Annotated in this window: 14 protein-coding genes; 8 read left to right on the top strand and 6 right to left on the bottom strand. The window is 70.4% G+C overall.

Translation table 11 applies throughout. The features are described 5' to 3' along the window. Window position 1: 1 nt before the first annotated feature. Window positions 2-1,846 carry a diguanylate cyclase gene (locus ASC93_RS07375; protein ID WP_157201791.1) on the bottom strand — a complete coding sequence of 615 codons (1,845 nt, stop codon included), beginning with the start codon at window positions 1,844-1,846 and terminating at the stop codon, window positions 2-4. Window positions 1,847-2,362: 516 nt separating this feature from the next. Between ASC93_RS07375 and ASC93_RS07370 the strand changes: the two genes are divergently transcribed. After that, on the top strand, window positions 2,363-5,491 hold the full coding sequence (locus ASC93_RS07370) for a GAF domain-containing protein (protein ID WP_056439417.1): 3,129 nt from the start codon (window positions 2,363-2,365) through the stop codon (window positions 5,489-5,491). On the opposite strand, the gene ASC93_RS07365 is transcribed toward ASC93_RS07370, so the two are convergent. Then, complete coding sequence (locus ASC93_RS07365; protein WP_056439415.1) at window positions 5,477-6,280, bottom strand: MBL fold metallo-hydrolase; 804 nt, start codon at window positions 6,278-6,280, stop codon at window positions 5,477-5,479. The genes ASC93_RS07370 and ASC93_RS07365 overlap by 15 nt on opposite strands. Window positions 6,281-6,372: 92 nt before the next feature. Between ASC93_RS07365 and ASC93_RS07360 the strand changes: the two genes are divergently transcribed. Continuing rightward, the gene (locus tag ASC93_RS07360; RefSeq protein WP_056439412.1) at window positions 6,373-7,353 is read left to right on the top strand and encodes a GlxA family transcriptional regulator; all 981 of its coding nucleotides are present in this window, start codon (window positions 6,373-6,375) and stop codon (window positions 7,351-7,353) included. On the opposite strand, the gene ASC93_RS07355 is transcribed toward ASC93_RS07360, so the two are convergent. The 3 genes from ASC93_RS07355 to ASC93_RS07345 form a co-directional block, all read right to left on the bottom strand. Continuing rightward, on the bottom strand, window positions 7,339-9,927 hold the full coding sequence (locus tag ASC93_RS07355; protein WP_056439410.1) for a PAS domain S-box protein: 2,589 nt from the start codon (window positions 9,925-9,927) through the stop codon (window positions 7,339-7,341). The genes ASC93_RS07360 and ASC93_RS07355 overlap by 15 nt on opposite strands. 81 nt (window positions 9,928-10,008) lie before the next feature. Next, window positions 10,009-10,227: a 4-oxalocrotonate tautomerase family protein gene (locus ASC93_RS07350; RefSeq protein WP_056439407.1), complete on the bottom strand. Its 219-nt coding sequence runs from the start codon at window positions 10,225-10,227 to the stop codon at window positions 10,009-10,011. 139 nt (window positions 10,228-10,366) lie between these two features. Continuing rightward, window positions 10,367-11,008, bottom strand: coding sequence for a type II secretion system protein (locus ASC93_RS07345; RefSeq protein ID WP_229412630.1), 642 nt, complete (start codon window positions 11,006-11,008; stop codon window positions 10,367-10,369). 105 nt (window positions 11,009-11,113) lie between these two features. Between ASC93_RS07345 and ASC93_RS07340 the strand changes: the two genes are divergently transcribed. The 4 genes from ASC93_RS07340 (at window position 11,114) to ASC93_RS07325 (ending at window position 13,929) form a co-directional block, all read left to right on the top strand. Next, window positions 11,114-11,914 (top strand): alpha/beta hydrolase, encoded by an 801-nt coding sequence (locus tag ASC93_RS07340; RefSeq protein WP_056439400.1) that lies wholly within the window; start codon window positions 11,114-11,116, stop codon window positions 11,912-11,914. A 47-nt stretch (window positions 11,915-11,961) separates the two neighbouring features. Continuing rightward, window positions 11,962-12,642 carry a GNAT family N-acetyltransferase gene (locus ASC93_RS07335; RefSeq protein ID WP_056439397.1) on the top strand — a complete coding sequence of 227 codons (681 nt, stop codon included), beginning with the start codon at window positions 11,962-11,964 and terminating at the stop codon, window positions 12,640-12,642. A 103-nt stretch (window positions 12,643-12,745) separates the two neighbouring features. Then, the gene (locus ASC93_RS07330) at window positions 12,746-13,045 is read left to right on the top strand and encodes a putative quinol monooxygenase (protein ID WP_056439395.1); all 300 of its coding nucleotides are present in this window, start codon (window positions 12,746-12,748) and stop codon (window positions 13,043-13,045) included. After that, window positions 13,042-13,929, top strand: coding sequence for a sigma-70 family RNA polymerase sigma factor (locus ASC93_RS07325; protein ID WP_056439391.1), 888 nt, complete (start codon window positions 13,042-13,044; stop codon window positions 13,927-13,929). Before ASC93_RS07330 ends, ASC93_RS07325 begins: the two co-directional genes overlap by 4 nt. 233 nt (window positions 13,930-14,162) lie before the next feature. Here ASC93_RS07325 and ASC93_RS07320 read toward each other — a convergent pair whose 3' ends face one another. Beyond that, window positions 14,163-15,563, bottom strand: coding sequence for a GntP family permease (locus tag ASC93_RS07320; protein WP_056439388.1), 1,401 nt, complete (start codon window positions 15,561-15,563; stop codon window positions 14,163-14,165). Window positions 15,564-15,843: 280 nt separating this feature from the next. Between ASC93_RS07320 and ASC93_RS07315 the strand changes: the two genes are divergently transcribed. Beyond that, a complete protein-coding gene (locus ASC93_RS07315) occupies window positions 15,844-16,773 on the top strand; it encodes a PAS domain-containing protein (protein ID WP_162251807.1) in 930 nt (309 codons plus the stop codon). A gap of 52 nt (window positions 16,774-16,825) precedes the next feature. Further along, window positions 16,826-18,148 carry a flagellar filament capping protein FliD gene (fliD, locus tag ASC93_RS07310; RefSeq protein ID WP_056439382.1) on the top strand — a complete coding sequence of 441 codons (1,323 nt, stop codon included), beginning with the start codon at window positions 16,826-16,828 and terminating at the stop codon, window positions 18,146-18,148. Window positions 18,149-18,151: the final 3 nt, after the last annotated feature.

The following is an 18,151-nucleotide window of genomic DNA, read 5'->3' as shown; positions in this document are numbered from 1 at the left end:
TTCAGGCGCCGGCGACCAACACGGACGCCGTATCGCGTCCCGCATGCTTGGACCGGTACAGCGCCTCGTCCGCCACCAGGGCCAGCGCGGCCTGTTCCGGATGCGCGCTCCAGGCGATGCCGATGCTGCTCGTGACCTGCACCGTGCGGCCGTCGAGTTCGAACGGCAGGCGGATCGCATCCTGCAGCTTGGCCGCGATCCGTTCGCATTCCCGCGGCGAACCCACCTGCTCCAGCAGGACCACGAATTCGTCGCCGGCCAGGCGCGCCACGGTGTCCGTGCTGCGCACGCTGGCGGCCAGGCGGCGCGCGAGTTCGCGCAGCACGGCGTCGCCGGTCGCGTGGCCGTGGCCATCGTTGATCTGCTTGAAGTGGTCGACGTCGAGATAGGCCAGCGCCAGCGGCGTGGCGCCGCGGCGCGCGCGCGCGATGGCCTGCCCGAAGCGTTCCTCGTAGCTGCGCCGGTTCGGCAGGCCGGTCAGGTGGTCGGAATGCGCGAGCGCGTGCAGCTGGCGCTCGTACTCGCGCGCCGACGTGGCATCCGTCGACAGCACGTAGATGCCTTGCACGACGCCGTCGCGCAGGTGCGGCAAATAGGTCGAGCTGACCACGCGGGTGCGGCCGCGGCGCACTTCCTCGATCTCCAGGTGCGACGCGTGGCCGCCCAGGCAGCGTTCCAGCGCTGCGCGGCGCGGCGCGTAGAACGCCTCGCCCATCGATTCCAGCACGGTCCTGCCGATCATGTCCTGGCTCTTCACGCCGAACCATTCGCGGTAGCGCTCGTTGGCGAAACGATAGCGCAGGTCCGTGTCGACGTAGGCGATCAGCGCGGGCACGTTGTCGGCGATGGTGCGCAGCCATTCGCCGCTCTCGGCCAGGCGCGCGCGCGACGCGGCCAGCTCCGTCACGTCCTTCATCGCGACGACGGCGCCCAGCGGCTCGCCGCCCGGGCCGTGCAGCGCGCGTCCGCTCGCCAGCAGGCGGCGCGGCGCGGCGCCCGGCGCGTGGATCGTCATGCCGGCATCCTGCACGCGCTCGCCGTGCAGCGCACGCACGAGCGGGACCTGTTCCGGGGCCAGCGGCGTGAGGCCGTCCTCGCCGTATAAATCGTAGCGCGCGGGCCAGTCGGCCATCGACAGACCGGTTTCCGCGTCGAGGCCGTGGAAGGCGCGCGCCGCGCGGTTGAACAGGGTCAGGTGGCCGTCGGCGTCGCACGCGACCACGCCCACGTCCACCGTCTCGAGCACCGCATCCAGCAATTCCTGCTTCTGCCGCAAGACGCGTTCGGCGGTCACGCGCAGGCGCATCGCCAGCTCGAGGGCGGCGTTCTTGTCGTGCAGTTCGCGGGTGCGCGCGGTCACCAGCGCGTCGCGGTTCAGCTCATCCTGCGCCAGGCGCGCCAGGTCGCCCAGCAGGTGCCGGTCGGCGTCGCCGAATGCGCGCGGCGCCGTATCGATGATGCACAGGGTGCCGAGCGGCTGGCCGTCGACGCTGTGCAGCGGCTGGCCGGCATAGAAACGGATGCGCGGCCCGCCCGTCACGTGCGGGTGGCCGGCGAAGCGCTCGTCGAGCAGCGTGTCGGGCACGACGAGCAGGTCGTCCAGGGTGATCGTGTGGCTGCACAGGGCGAGCGAACGCGGCATCTCGCCGGCGTCGAGCCCCACGCGCGACTTGAACCACTGGCGCTCGCGGTCGACGAGCGACACGAGCGCGATGGGCACGCGGAACGCGGCCACGGCGAGGCGGGTGACGCGGTCGAACCGGTCTTCCTGGGGCGTGTCGAGCACCCCCAGCGCGTGCAGGGCGCTGATGCGCGCTTCTTCCGCAAGATCTTGTTGACTGAGCATGAGCACCCTTGCCTGGACGGCGAAGAACAACCGGCGATGCCGACGCCGCGACAAGCAGATTCGTCAAAGCGCACAGCCTTTTCAGAAGATTCTATCCGATTACCACCAGGCTGTGCACTGGCGCTACAACCGTTGCATCACGGGCACACCCCGTACCGGCATAAAACTTCTGAAACATTCTACAGCGGAATAATTGGCGAGAATTCATTCTTTATGCAAAAAACATGACTTCTGCTGCGCAAATGTCACACCTGATGCCGAGCCAGCCCGCATTGCGTCGTCGGCGTAGCGGACGGCGCCGTTCGCTCAAATCGGGAACGGCAGTCGGTGCCGATCGGCATGTCGACGCGCTTCATTTCCACTTGGAATTTGAATCGTCGCGCCGGCAACACGGCCGCGACCGCAAGGCCGGGCCGGCGCATCTTTCACTTGCCCTGCCGGGCAAACTGCCCCTATTCTTCCCGTTCGCGGCCCAGCCGCACCGAGTCTGCCCGGCATAACAACGGACGAGAAGACATGACGCATAACGACACGGGCAATGTCGAGGCGCCCCTCGACGAGGTCTTGATCACGCACGAACTCGCACGCCGCCCGGCGCGTGCGCCCGACCACTGCGCGGAGAACCGCGCCCTCACCCTCCTCAGCCTCGAGCTCGTGACGCATCCGCATGGCGTACTGCAGCGGCTCGCCGAACTCGCGCTGCAATTGTGCCGCGCCGGCACGGCCGGCGTCAGCGTGCTGGAACGCGGCGACGACGGCGACGTGTTCCGCTGGCCCGCCGTGGCCGGCGCGCACACCGGCGTGCTCGGGAGCGCGATACCGCGCGCGGCCAGTCCGTGCGGCGTTGTCGTCGAGCGCAACACGACGCTGCTGTTCGACGCGCCGGACCGCTGCTTCCCGGCGCTGCGCTGCGGCGGTCCGCCGCTGGCGGAATGCCTGCTGGTGCCGTGGACGATCGACGGCCGGCCGGCCGGCACCGTCTGGGCCGTCGCCCACGACCACGAGCGCCGGTTCGACGCCGAGGATGCGCGCCTGCTGGCGGCGCTGTCGTCCTTCGCCGCGGCCGCGTACCGGGCCGTGACGGCGCTGGACGGCGACGGCCGGCGCGTCGAACACGGCCTGGCGGCGCAGCGCGACGACGAACGGCGCCAGGCTTTCCTGCTGCGCCTGAACGACGCACTGCGCCCGCTGGCCGATCCGCGCCGCATCCAGGCCGAGGCCGCGCGCGTGCTGCGCGAACACCTCGGCGTCGACCGGATCGGCTATGCGGCCGACTGCGGCGACGGCGAACACCTGATCGTCACGTACGCCGACGGCGCCACCGCGCCGGCGCTCGCGGACAAGCTGCGCTACGCCGACTACGGCGCCGGCCTGCTGGCCGCGCTGCGCACGGGCCGCCCGGTCGTGCGGCCGGACGTGCGGGCCGATCCGGCGCTGGATGCCGCCGCCCGCGCGGCGCATGCGGCGCTCGGCGCCGCCGCGGTGGCGGACATGCCGCTCGTGAAGGACGGCCGGCTCGTCGCCGTCCTGTTCGCGCACCACGGCCGGCCACGCGCCTGGAGCGACGCCGACCTGGCCCTGATGCAGGAAACGGCCGAACGCACCTGGGCCACCGTCGAACGCGCGCAAGCCGAGACCGAGCGCGAAGCGGCCCACGCGGCGCTGATGCGCCAGTCGCGCTTCGTCGCGACGACGCTCGATGCCCTGCCCGATTTCGTGTACGCGTTCGACCGCGCGCACCGCTTCGTCTACGTCAACCGCGCGATGGAAGAACTGTTCGGGGCGCACGCGGGCGACCTGCTGGGACGCAGCTTCGCCGACCTGGGCCACCCGTCCGACCTGGCCGCGCGCCTGGACGAGCACCTCGATACCATCTTCCGCACCGGCGTCACCATCCAGGACGAAGTGTTCTTCACGAGCCCCACGGGCACGAGCGCCTATTTCCAGTTCCGCTGGGGGCCGGTGCTGGCCGAGGACGGCTCGGTCGAGCAGGTCGTGGGCGTCTCGCGCGACACGACGGGCCGGCGCATGCTGGAAGCGCGCCTGCGCGAGAGCGAGGAACGCGCGGCCTTCCTGCTGCGCCTGTCCGACGCCATGCGGTCGCTGGACGCGCTCGACGCGATCGAGGCGACCGCCACCCGCATGCTGGGCGCGCACCTGGGCGCCAGCCGCGTGCTGATCGGCGAATTCGAGGACGGCCGGGTCCACATCCGGCGCGACCACGTGGACGGCGTGGCGTCGCTGGCCGGCACGTATCCGCTGCCCGCGCTGGGCGTGCGCGCACTCGCCGCGTTCGACCGGGGCGAAGCGTTCGTCGTCGAGGACATGGCGCGCGACCCGCTCGTGGACGGCGCCGCGCGCGCGGGCTGGTGCGGCGCCGGCATCGCGGCCCAGGTCGGCGTCGGCCTGTTTTCCGGCGGCCGCGTCGCGGGCGCGTTCTGCGTGCACCACGCGGCGCCGCGCCACTGGAGCGGCGCCGAAGTGAACCTCGTGCGCGAGGTCGCGGAGCGGACGTGGGCCGCGATCGAGCGCGTGCGCGCCGAGCAGGCGCTGAAGGAAGCGGACCGGCGCAAGGACGAATTCCTCGCCACGCTGGCGCACGAGCTGCGCAATCCGCTCGCGCCGATCAGCAACGCGATCCAGCTGCTGCGCCGTTCCGACGGCCCGGCGGCGGCCGACCGCCTGTTCGGCATCGTCGAGCGCCAGGTGCGGCAGATCGTCAAGCTGGTCGACGACCTGATGGAGATCGCGCGCATCTCGCGCGGCAAGATCGAACTGGCCAGGCGTCCGCTGCCGCTCGCCGACATCGTGCGCGACGCCGTCGATGCCAGCCGCCCGCAGTTCGAGCGGGCCGGCCACCGCCTCGACGTCGCGCTGCCGGACGAGCCCCTCGTCGTGTACGGCGACGCCGTGCGGCTGACGCAGGTGCTCACGAACCTGATCAACAACGCCGCCAAGTACACGGACGCCGGCGGACGCATCGAACTGGCCGCGCAGCGCTGCGGGACCACCGTCGCCCTGACGGTGGTCGACAACGGCCGCGGCATCCCGGCCGCCCAGCTGCCGCGCGTGTTCGACATGTTCGCGCAGCCGCACCTCGACAACAAGGGCGGCGGCGACGGCCTGGGCATCGGCCTCGCCATCGTGCGCAAGCTCGTCGAGATGCACGAGGGGACCGTGGAAGCGCACAGCGCGGGCCCCGGCCAGGGCAGCGAATTCATCGTGCGCCTGCCGCTGCTGCCGGACACCGCGCCGGACGCCTGCGCGGATACGCCATGCGGCACGCTGGCCGGCCATCGCATCCTCGTCGTCGACGACAACGCCGACGCGGCCGACACGCTGGCCCTGCTGCTGGAATCGCACGGTGCGCGGGCGCGGGCCGTGTACGGCGGGCCGGCCGCGCTGGCGAGCCTGCCGCAGTTCGCGCCGGACGTCGTGCTGCTCGACCTGGGCATGCCGGACATGGACGGCTTCGACGTCGCGCGCGCCATGCGGACCGCGGGCGGCGCGCGCGTGCGCATCGTCGCCCTCACGGGCTGGGGCCAGCAGGCCGACCGCGCCCGCACGCGCGCGGCCGGCTTCGACCATCACCTGACCAAGCCGGTCGACCTGCAGGCGCTGGCGGCCTGGTTAAGCGGGGCGTAGTTCGCGCACCCGCTGGAACGTGCGGGCCTCGCCATCCTCGGGCACGCTCACGCGCGCGCGCAGGCCCTGCCCGTCCAGCCAGGCGCGCAGGTCGGCGCGCGACAGCACGCAGTGGTTCACGGCCTCCAGGTGGCTCGCGACGATGGACGCCCGCGGCGCGGCGCGCGCCACCCGGCCCACGTCGTCCAGGTCCATGATGATGGCGCCGAGGCCCGGCACCTGCGCGTCACCGCAGTTCAGCACGACGACGTCCGGATCGTACGTTTCCAGCGCCGCCGCCACGTGCGCGTTCCACACGGTGTCGCCGGCGATGTACAGCGTCGGCTCGTCGGGATGGCGCAGCACGATGCCGGACACCTCGCCCATGCGTGCGCCGATCGCCGCCATGACGGCATCGCTGCCGTGCTGGCCGCCGGTCCGGGCGATGCGGATGCCGTCGAACGGCGTGTCCCCGTCCGCCGCGAGCGGCCGCACGTCGGTGAAGCCGTCGGCGCGGATGGCGTCGGCATCGGCCCCGTTCTGCGCGAACACGGGCAGGCCGCGCGGCAGCACGCGGCGCGCCGTCTCGTCCCAGTGGTCGAGGTGCAGGTGCGTGACGACGACGGCGTCCACGTCGAGCAGCGTGGCCAGCGGCACGGGCAGGTCGACGAGGGGATTGGCGAGGTGGCTGTTGGCCGTGCCGGCAAAGCCGGGGTAGGCGCCCCGCCCGGCCAGCAGCGGGTCGATGAGGAGGGTCTTGCCGGCGTAGTCGACGAGCAGGGTGGCGTTGCGGATCTGGGTGAGTTGCATGGCGGCTCCTTGTGGTTCGTGTACCGCCATTCTCGCGGCGCGGGGTCAAACCCGACAGTGGCCCGCAGGACACCTTTCGATATAATCGGGCCATGACCCGATCCGCTCCTCCTTCGTACCGCGTGGCCGTCATCGCCTTCGACGGCATGACGCCGTTCCACCTGTCCGTGCCCTGCCTCGTGTTCAGCGGCCGCCCCGGCGCGGACGCGCGCTCCCGCTTCGAGCTGACCGTGTGCGGCGCCGGCCCCGAAACGCCGCTGGCGACGAGCGCCGGCTTCGCCATCGTGCCGCGCCACGGCCTGGAAGCGCTGGCGCACGCCGACATCGTCGTCATGCCGGCCTGGTACGACGATTGCCGCCCCGCGCCGCCCGCGCTGCTGGACGCCCTGCGCGCGGCGCACGGACGCGGCGCCTGCATCGTCGCGCTGTGCCTGGGCGCCTTCCCGGTGGCCGAAGCCGGCCTGCTGGACGGCCGCACCGCGGCCACGCACTGGGCCGTGGCACCGGAACTGGCGCGCCGCCATCCGCGCGTGAAAGTCGATCCGGACGTGCTGTACGTGGACGACGGCGACGTGCTGACGTCGGCCGGCGTGGCCGCCGGCATCGACTGCTGCCTGCACCTGCTGCGCCGGCTGTGCGGCGCCGACGCCGCGAACCACGTGGCGCGCATGCTCGTGGTGGCGCCGCACCGGCAAGGCGGCCAGGCCCAGTTCATCGAGCGGCCGCTGCCCGTGTCGGGCACGGACGGCCGGCTGTCCGCGGTGCTGGACTGGGTGGCGCGGCACCTCGGAGAAGAACACGCCATCGACGACCTGGCGCGGCGCGCCGCCATGAGCCGGCGTAACTTCACGCGTCACTTCCGCCAGGCGACGGGCACGTCGTTCAAGCAATGGCTGCTGGCCCAGCGGCTGGCGCACGCGCGCTGGATGCTGGAGACGGGCGATGCCGCGGTCGAAGTGGTGGCCAGGGAAGCGGGCTTCGGCTCCGCGCTGTCGCTGCGCCAGCACTTCCGCACCGCGCTGCAGACGTCGCCGGCGGCGTACCGCAAGGCGTTCCGGCTACGTCCCGGGTAACGCCTCGTGGGCGCCGCATGTGCCCAGCCACGCGTGCAGCATGGCCAGGTCGACGGGCTTGGTGAGATGGAAATCGAACCCGGCGCCGCGCGTGCGTTCGCGGTCGCGCTCCTGTCCCCACCCGGTCAGCGCGACGATGCGCACGCCGCACCAGGCGGGATCGGCGCGGATGCGGCGCGCCACTTCGAAGCCGTCCATGTCCGGCATGCCCAGGTCCAGCAGCACCGCGTGCGGACGCAGGCCGGGCAGCGCGGCCAGCGCCGCGGCGCCGTCGTACACGGCACGCGCCCGGGCGCCGTCCGCTTCGAGCAGCATGGCGAGCGTGTCGGCCGCGTCCTGGTTGTCGTCGACGACGAGGATGCACTGCCCGGCCAGCGGCACCGTGCCGGCCGCCGCCGCGTCGTCGTCGGCCGCGTCGTGCGCGTCCGCCAGCGGCAGGCGCACGACGAATTCGCTGCCGTGCCCCGCGCCGGCGCTCTTCGCCTCGACGGTCCCGCCATGCATCTGCACGAGGCCGCGCACCATCGCGAGCCCGATCCCGAGCCCGCCGTGCCCGCGCCCGGCCGCGCGGTGCGCCTGCGTGAACATGTCGAACACCTCGGGCAGGTGGCCGGGCGGGATGCCGATGCCGTTGTCGCGCACCGCGATCTCGACGTCAAGCCCGACGCGGCGCGCGGCCAGTTCGATGCGGCCGCCCAGGTCCGTGTACTTGGCCGCGTTGTTCAGCAGGTTGGCGAGGACCTGCGTGAGGCGCACGCTGTCGGCGTACAGCGTGAGCGGCTCGTCGGGCAGGCGCACGTCCAGGTGGTGGCGCATCTGGTCGATCAGGGGCCGGCTCGTCTCGACGGCGCCGTGCACGACGTCGGCCAGCAGCAGCGGCTGCGGGTGCAGTTCGATCTTGTCGCGGGTGATGCGCGCGATCTCCAGCAGGTCGTCGACGAGCTTGATCATCTGGCGCACCTGGCGTCCCAGCATCTCGACCAGCCGGTCGGCGCGGCGCCGTCCGTCCGGATGGCGCAGCAGGTGCACGGCGTTGCTGATCGGCGCGAGCGGGTTGCGCAGTTCGTGCGCCAGCACGGCCAGGAATTCCTCCTTGCGGCGGTCGGTCTCCTTGAGCGCCTGTTCGGCCAGCACGGCGTCGGTGATGTCGAGCGAGGCCCCCACATGGCCCGCGTAGCTGCCGTCCGGCGCGAACAGCGGCTGCGCGTAATTGTCGAACCAGCGCCACTGGCCGTCGTGGCGCAGCAGGCGGTCGAGGTTGCGCCAGGGCCGGCGCGCGCGCACGGCCTCCATGTAGTCGGCGATGTAGGCCGGCGCGTCGTCCGGATGCACCAGCGCATGCCAGCGCACGCCCATCAGGTCCTCGAACGGCTTGCCGGCGAAGTCGAGATAGTACTGGTTGACGAACACGTTGCGGGCCTGCTCGTCGTTCTGCCAGATCAGCACGGGCACCGTGTTCGCCAGCGTGCGGAAGCGCAGTTCCGACGCCCGCAGTTCTTCCTCGACGCGCTTGCGCGCCGTGATGTCCTGCACGATGTTCACGGCGCCGCCGAGCGCGCCCGCGTGGTCGCGCAGCGGCGTGATGTTCAGCAGGACGTCGATGCGGCTGCCGTCCGGCCGTTCGATGGACAGTTCGCGGTCGACGACGGGCTCGCCGCCGGCCAGCACGTCGTGCAGCGGCGCCGTGAAATTGGTCAGCCGGTGGCCGTTCGCGGCGCATGCGCCCACGCCCCAGCAGGCCGGCGTCTCGCCGGGCGGGCCGCCGCACAGCCGGTCGGCGCACGCGTTGTGGAATACGACGGTCCCCGCCGCGTCGCACGCGACGACGCCGGCGGGAATCGCGCCGAGCAGGTCGCGGTAGCGCTGCTCGCTGGCGCGCAGCGCGTCGTCGGCCTGGCGCCGCTGGGCGATCTCGTGTTCGAGCATGCGATTATGTCCCGCCAGCACGCGCGTGCGCTCCTCGGCCGCGTGCACGAGGTCGCGCCTGCTCTCGGCCGTCTCCTCGAACGCGACGATGGCCTGGTAGGCCGCGGCCGCGAAATCGGCCAGGTTGCACAGCACGCGCGCGTCTTCCGCGTCGAACCGGCGCTCCTCGCGGTGGCTGATCACCCACACGGTCCCCAATGCGCGGCCCTCGGCCACCCACGGCGCGAGCAGGCTCTCGATCAGGGGCGGATCGAAGCCCAGCATCGCTTCGAAGCAGCGCTCGCCGTACCGCATCAGCATGATTTGATTGCGGTCGACTACGACGCCGCACGGGCTGCGGTCGAACTCGATGGTGCCGCCCAGGTGCTCCGCGAACAGCCCGGCCGCCGCATGCCAGCGGAACACGCGCCGTCCATCCAGCTCCTCCAGCAGGCTGATGCCGGCCGAGTCGGCGTCGCACAGCTCCAGCACCAGCTCGGCCAGTTTCTGCGGGACGCCGTGCGGATCGACGGCCAGTTGCCGGGCGAGCGCGGCCATGGCACGGTTCTCGGCCGCGTGATCCGGCGCCCGGCGCGGGCGCCGCTCCAGCTCCGCCGTGATGAGCACGTCGTCGACGCAGGACGCGACGGATGAGGGTTGGGGCGCCATCGAAGCAGGACCGAGTGGTTGGTCAGCCCATGCTACCGAAAAGCACGGCGCCGCGGCGCGCCATTTGCATTGCATGCGCAATCAAGCGGGGGCGGCAGCCAACCCCATCTTCGCAAGCGTCAAGGTCTCGTCCGCCCGGCCCCAGCCGCCGTCGGCGACCTCCTCCACCAGCACCATCGTGTAGGGCCGCACCTGCTCGCCGAAATACTCGACGAACATGGCCGTCGTGCGGTGGATGATCTCTTCCTTGCGGGCGGCGTCGACGACGCCTTCTGGAAATTTGAAATTTGCGAACGGCATGGATGGTCCTCGTCATGAATGGGCGGCGACGGGTGTCGCCGTCCCATGCATTGTGGCCATTCGCGCCCCGAGGATAAATGCGGAGAAATGGAAAAGTCCGTTCGGCGCGGCGCAACAGCCGGCGGCGGCCCGGATTCCCTCAGCATCCGCCGGTATTGACCTTGAGGACGGGAACGCCCGTGCCGTTATACGTGTACTGAACGGAGCATTGGGTGGGCGTCGGCGCGCTCTCGATTCGCCATCCGGCGTCGCCGTTGGGCAGCTTGTTGTTCCCGAAACCGTAAAACGTAAAGCCGTCGACTTCGATGCCCGCTGCCGAGAGATAGCAGCCGCCACTCGGGACGGTCATGCTTTGCAGGACGGCGCCGATGCCGTCGCACCACCGGTCGGGGTAGCCATTCCAGACCCGCAACTGGGTTGCGGAGTCCATGCTGACAAACGTCAGGTCGGTCACACCGGCCGGCGTGCCCGCCCCGCGTATCGCTGTCAGAGACTTGACCATGCCGATGCCCGTTTTGACGGATCCGGCCAGCGCCTGAAGCGAGGAAACGCGGGCCGACGACCCGAGGTCCACGAATTTCGGCAAGGCCACCGCCGATAACACGCCAAGGATGACGATCACGACAATCAGTTCGATCAGCGTAAAGCCCTGGGTCCGCCCGGTATGGATGGCGTTGATTCTATGTATTTGTCGATGCATGACAGGGTTGCGAATTCGATATAGAAACGAGCAGCAAATGGTCTGGTTTCTTGGCAGCAAGAATTTTTTCAGTATATCCACGTGGCGCCGCTTTGACTACGACATGGTTTGCGAAACGTTGTAACCATGCGTGGTCCGTGCCCGGATTGCGCTACCATACAGTCGAGAGCTACTCTTGACGCATGCATGGAACTGGAACTGATCACGCGCCGTCCGGCCCGGCCTCGTCCGGACAGCCCGCGCCTGCTGCTGGTGCATGGCATCTGCGTGGGCGCCTGGGTGTGGGAAGAACACGTCATGCCCTGGTTCGCCGACGCCGGCTTCGAAGTGCATGCGCTCAGCCTGCGCGGCCACGGCGGCAGCGGCGGCCGCGAGCGCCTGAACGACTGGCGCCTGGCCGACTACACGGACGACCTGCGCCGCGCCGTCGCGCAACTGGACGGCGGACCGCTGGTCGTCGTCGGCCACTCGCTCGGCGGCGCCGTCGTGCAGGACTGGGTGCGCAGCGGCGGCCACGCGGCCGGGGTCGCGCTGCTCGCGTCCGTGCCGCCGTGGGGCCTCGCCTATTCGGCGTGGCAGATGATGCTGTCGTCGCCCGACCTGTTCCAGCAACTGGCGCGCCTGAGCTTCGCCGACGCGCAGTCGCTCGATCCCGACGCCATGCGCCGCCACCTGTTTTCCGACGACCTCCCCGACGCCGACTATGCCCGGTTCGCCGGCCGCGTGCAGGGCGAGTCGCGCCACGTCGGCATCGAACTGCAGGGCTGGCGGCCGTTCGCGCCGATGCCCTGGCAGTCGCCGCCGATGTTCGTGCTGGGCGGCCTGGACGACCGCTTCATCCGTCCCGACGCCGTGCGCGGCACCGCCACCTATTACGGCGCCACGCCGCACCTCGTGCCGCGGCTGGCGCACGCGCTCATGCTCGATCCGCGCTGGGAAGACGCGGCCCGGCCCCTGCTCGACTGGGTGCTGCGGCTGCCCGCGTGAACGCCGCCGCGCCATGCTAGAGTGACGTTTTACGGCTTTCGACGACCATGGCACACCCGCTCGACAACGTCTTCTGGAACTGCCTCAACGGCCCCCACCGCCACCTCGCCACCGGCACCGACCGCGCGCGCCGCTACGCACCGGGCTTTTCGCCCATCGTCGGCTTCCCCGATCCGCATGCGCCCGACTTCGCCGCGCTGCGTCCGTTCTGCGTGCCCGGCGAACAGTTGTATTGCGACGCCTGGTCAGGCCCCGTGCCGGACGGCTGGCGCATCACGGCGGAGGCCACCATGTTCCGTCTCGTGTGGGACGGCCGCGCGGGCCCGGCGCACGACCCGGCGCCGGACGCCCTGCCGCTGGGTCCCGCGCACGTCGACCAGGCCATGGCACTGGCCCAGCTGACGCGCCCCGGCCCGTTCGGCCCGCGCACCATCGAACTGGGCGAGTACTTCGGTTACGTCGAAGACGGCCGCCTCGTCGCGATGGCCGGCGAGCGCATGGCGGCGCACAGCCTGCGCGAGATCAGCGGCGTCTGCACGCATCCCGACCACCAGGGCCGCGGCTACGCGCAACGCCTGATGCAAAAGCTCGTCATGCGCCAGCTGGCGCGCGCGAACACGCCGTTCCTGCACGTGATGAGCGCCAACCGGCGCGCGCACGACCTTTATCTGCGCATGGGTTTCCGCGACTGGTGCGAAACGGTCGTGCGGGTCGTCACGCCGTGCTGACCTACGCCGGCCGTCATTTTTTTTCGCAGGACCGATTCGTTTCGCCATCCGCCGGCGTCTATGCGGATGCGAACCCTCCTGTCCGGGTTCATGGAGAACCGATATGACCACCACCCTGATCAACATCTTCACCGTCGCGCCGGAAAACCTCGACCGCCTCGTGACCCTGCTGCGGCAAGGCACGGAGGCGTGGATTTCGAAAGTCCCCGGCTTCGTGTCGTCCACGCTGCACATCGCCCGCGACAACCGCCGCGTCGTCATCTACGGCCAATGGCGCAGCGCCGACGACATCGCGGCGATGCGCCAGCATCCCGAGATGCCGGCCTACTTCGAACGCGTGAAGGCCATCTCGCAGATGGACGCCATCATCTGCGACGCCGCCTCGACCGTCGCCGCCGCATGACCCGGGCCGCGCCGTCCGCCATCCAGTCGGTCGACCTGGAGCGCCTGCGCCCCCGGCTGCACCGCTATTGCACGCGCATGGTCGCATCCGTGCTCGACGCCGAGGACATCGTGCAGGATGCGCTCGTGCGTGCGCTGGAGTCGCCGCCACCGGACCGTCCCATCGACAATCCGGAGGGCTGGCTGTTCCGCATCGCGCACAACCTGGCGCTCGACCTGTTGCGGCGCCGGGCCCGCGCGCCCGCCGTGCGCGACGAGGACGAGGTGGACGCGATCGCCGACGCGCACGACGAGCAGGCGCGCCGCGAAGCGACGTCGGCCAGCCTGCCGGCGTTCATGCGCCTGCCCCCGGCGCAGCGCAGCGCCGTCATCCTGTTCGACGTGCTGGACTACTCCGCCGACGAGGTCAGCGACATCCTCGACACGACCGTGCCCGCGGTGAAATCGGCCCTGCAGCGCGGGCGCGGACGCCTGCGCGAACTGGCCGGGCACGGGACCGGCGCCGCCACGCACGCAGCCTTGCCGGACGCGGAACGGCGGCTGCTGCAGCGCTACGTCGACCTGTTCAACGCGCGCGATTTCGACGCGCTGCGCGAGACGCTGGCGGCCGACGTGCGGCTCGACCTCGCGAACCGGCTGCGGCTGCAGGGCGCCGCCGTCGGCGAGTACTTCACGCGCTATGGCCAATCCACGGGTTGGACGGCATGGCCGGGCCTCGTGGAAGGGCTGCCCGCGGTGCTGATCCGGCAGTCGGACGGCGCCCCTGGGCGGCCGGATTATTTCGTCGTCCTCGGCTGGGCGGATGGACGCGTGGCGTCGATCCGCGACTTTTTGTTCGCCCGCTATGCCATGCAGGATGCGGAATATGTCTGCCTGCCGGAGTGAATAGCGTCTTTTTACGGCGTACGGGCGCCCCCCGTCGTTCCCGCGCAGGCGGGAACCCAAGTTTGCCGGCGCTGCCGTAACGCACGAAAACTTGGGCCCCCGCCTGCGCGGGGGCGACGGTGTTTATGCGCGGGGGCGACGGTGTTTATGCGCGAGGGCGACGGAGTTATGCGGGGACGCGACGGCGTTATCCGTGAGGCGACGGGTTTATGCACGCGAACGACGCCGCTTTTTCACACCAGCCCGGTCACGTAATAAAACGCGATCACGAAAAACACCGCCAGCGTCTTGATGACGGTGACGGCAAAGATCTCGCGATACGATTCCTTGTGCGTGAGCCCCGTCACGGCCAGCAGCGTGATGACGGCACCGTTGTGCGGCAAGGTGTCCATGCCGCCGCTCGCCATCGACACCACGCGGTGCAGCACTTCCAGCGGGATCTGCGCGGCCTGCGCGCCCTTGATGAACAGGTCCGACATCGCGGCCAGCGCGATGCTCATGCCGCCCGACGCGGACCCCGTGATGCCGGCGAGGGAACTCACCGACACGGCCGCGTTGACGAGCGGGTTCGGGATGCTCTTGAGCGCATCGCCGACGACGATGAAGCCCGGGAGCGCCGCGACCACGCCGCCGAAACCATACTCGGACGCCGTGTTCATCGCGGCCAGCAGCGCGCCGCCGACGGCCGCCTTCGATCCGTCCGCGAAACGGCCGGCGACGCGCCGGAACGCGGTCACGATCACGACGACGATCCCCAGCAGCAGCGCCGCTTCCACCGACCAGATCGCGACGACGGTCTTGACGGTGGCCGTCACCGGCGTGTGCACGCCGGGCAGGATCGCGGCCGGCACGGTGTACGCATCGCCATACCATTGCGGGATCGCGCGCGTGAGGACGAAGTTCGCGACGCCCACGACGATGAGCGGCAGGATCGCCAGCGCCGGATGCGGCAGCGACGTGGACGGGATGCGCTCCGGCTCGTTGACGAGCGAGCTGCCGTAGCCTTCGCCGCGCGCCATCGCCGCGCGGCGGCGCCATTCGAGGTAACCGAGGCCCACGACGACGATGAACAGCGAGCCGACGGTGCCCAGCACGGGCGCGGCCCACGACGTCGTCTTGAAGAACGTGGTCGGGATGATGTTCTGGATCTGCGGGGTGCCCGGCAGCGAATCCATCGTGAACGAGAACGCGCCCAGTGCGATCGCGCCCGGCATCAGGCGTTTCGGAATATTGCTCTGGCGGTAGAGCTCGGCCGCGAACGGATACACGGCGAACACGACGACGAACAACGACACGCCGCCATAGGTCAGCAGCGCGCACACGGCGACGATCACGGCGTTCGCGCGCGCGCGGCCGATGTAGCGGATGGCGGCGTTGACGATGGATTCCGAAAAGCCGGACAGCTCGATCACCTTGCCGAACACGGCGCCCAGCATGAACACGGGGAAGTACAGCTTGACGAAGCCGACCATCTTTTCCATGAAGATGCCGGTGAATACGGGCGCGACGGCCGCCGGCGCCGTCAGCAGCACCGCGCCGAGGGCCGCGATCGGCGCGAACAGGATGACGCTGTAGCCGCGGTAGGCGGCGAACATCAGGAACGCCAGCGCGGCGAGAACGATGATGAATGACATATGCCTCCTCTCTCTTTTGTTACGGCCGGGATCGCCGTGAGCCGTCCGGCTGCCGATTATTATTGATTCGACAAATCTTTGATATACGTAAAATTACGGTCGCCGGATCGGCGTCATGGGCGGCACATGTCACACCGCTGATGTTACACAGCCACACATTTGCACGTTAGCGCACCGGATTCCCACATTCACAGCCGCGATACTGCATACACATATTGATGATTTCGCAAAGAAAATGATATTTTCGAGAATCATCGGCCCATGTGTTCGGAGGATTGCCGTGCCCGTTGTAAGTGCAGAGCTCCTGTTGCTGCTGATGCCTCTCGCGGCGGTCATCGCCGTCGTCCTGGGCCGGCAGCAGGAACGCCTGGCGGACGCCGGGCGCCAAAGCATGGACATGCGCCGCGCCATGCTGACCCTCGAAGCCGCGCTCGCCCACGTGCCGGTCGGACTGGCCGTGCTCGACCTCGACCTGCGCTACCTGCGCATCAACCGCCTGCTGGCCGACATCAACGGGCTGCCGCCCGAGGACCACGTCGGCAAGTCGATCCACGACGTCGTTCCGGAAATCGCGGCCGCCGCCGAAATCCGCATCCGCCAGGTCATGGCGACGGGGCGGCCCATCGTCGGTTCCGTCTTCGAAGGCGCGACGCCCGCCCAGCCGCACGTGCGCCGCGTCTGGCGCGAAAGCCTCCATCCGGTATTCGACGGCGCCGAAACGCTGCTGGGCGTGACGGTCATCGTCGAGGAGATCACCGAACAGCGGCGCCTGGCGGGCGCCCTGCAGGACAGCCAGCGGCGCGAGCAGCGCCGCACGAGCGAGCTGGAAGGCCTGATGCAGGCGGCGCCCGCCGCGCTGTTCCTCGCCAGCGACCGCGAATGCCGGCGCGTCAAGGCCAATCCCGTCGCCGAACGCCTGCTGCGCCTGCGCCGCGGCGAGAATCCCGGACCCGACGCCCCGGGCGGACGGGCATTCGCCGTGTATGCCGGCGCCACGCTGCTGGCCCTCGACCAGTTGCCGCTGCAGCGCGCCGCCGCCAGCGGCGAAGAAATCCGCGGCGAAACGCTGACGGTGCGCTTTGCCGACGACGAACGGCTGCACGTCGTCATCAACGCCGTGCCCCTGCGCGACGAGACGGGCGCAGTGGTGGGCGCCGTCGCCGGCTTCGTCGAGGCGCCGGCCCACGCGAAAGCCGAGATTGATGCGTAATCCAGGCGATGTTCAATGAATGAGATGACAAGTTTGCGCGGATAATACCGGCATGACGACCACGATTCCATCCACGACGACGGCCGCGGCCACGGCAGGCAGCAAGAGCCTGTCCGACCTGTACGGCAGCGCCGTGAAATCGCTCACCGCGCGCAGCACGGGCCTGCAGGGCATCGACGCGCAGATCCGGCGCGACGACGCGCGCCTGTCCACGCTGGGCCGGCTCGCCAACGTGCTGGACGACGTGAAGTCCGTCGCCGGCACGGTCGCGGCCAGCGGCCTGAAACTGGCCGCGCAGGTCGACGGCAAGGCGGTCGACGCGCGCATCACGGCATCCGGCGCCGTGGCCGGCACGCACAAGGTCGACGTGAAGCAGCTGGCGCAGGCCCAGCAACTGTCGACCGTCCGGGTGGCGTCCGGCACCACGGCCATCGGCAGCGGCGCGCCGACCGTCATCCGGATCGGGACGGGAAACGACACGAAGACGATCCGCATCGGCGCGCCCGACAACACGCTGGAAGGCATCGCCGCCGCATTCAAGGCGGCCGGCGTGGATGCGAAGCTGGTATCCGGCGACAAAGGCGTGGCGCTGACCTTGAGCAGCCAGCCCGGCGCCGCGAACGCGATGCGCGTGCAGGTCTCCGGCGACCCGGCGTTGCAGGCGCTGCTGGCGTGGCAGCCGCCGGCGCGCGGCACGGTCACGCAGACGAGCGCCGCGCAGGACGCGGTCGTGAACGTCGACGGCAAGACCGTCACGAGCGCCGGCAACAGGCTGGCGGGCGCCATCGCCGGCGTCACGCTCGACCTCAAGGCGACGGGCACCGGCACGGTCACGCTCGCCGGGGACAACGACGCCATCGCGCGCAACGTGAAGGCCTTCGCCGCCGCCGTCAACGGCCTGCCGGCGCGCCTGGCAGGCCTCAAGTCGGGCGACGTCGCCTCCGACCGCCTGCTCGCGCACATCCAGGATCAGGTCGCGCGGCTCGTCGGCGGCGCCGATCCGGCCGCGCTGGCGGCCATCGGCGTCGGCACGAAGAACGGCAAGCTGACGGTCGACGAGACGAAGCTGAACGCGGCCATCGCCGCCGCGCCCGACCGGGTGGCGAAGGTGTTCGCCGACGGCGGCGCGGGCCTCGCCGACAAGCTCGGCGCCGGACTCGCGCAGCAGCTGGCGACGGGCAGCACGCTCGCGGACCAGGCCACTGCCGTGACGAAGGACCGCGACGCGCTCGCCGACAAGAAGACGCAGATGACCCAGGCCGTCAACGCGCAGGCGAGCCGCCTGGTGCAGCAATATGCGAGCGCGGGCGCCAACTCGCTGTTCGGCATGATGAGCGAGGGACGGCCGGCGTCGGCGTTCGACTTCCTCGCCTGACCG

Origin of the sequence: Massilia sp. Root335, assembly GCF_001425685.1 — a bacterium.
Classification (GTDB): Bacteria; Pseudomonadota; Gammaproteobacteria; order Burkholderiales; family Burkholderiaceae_D; genus Telluria; species Telluria luteola.
Note: the sequence above shows the minus strand (reverse complement) of the source record. Positions and strands in the feature narration are given on the sequence as shown.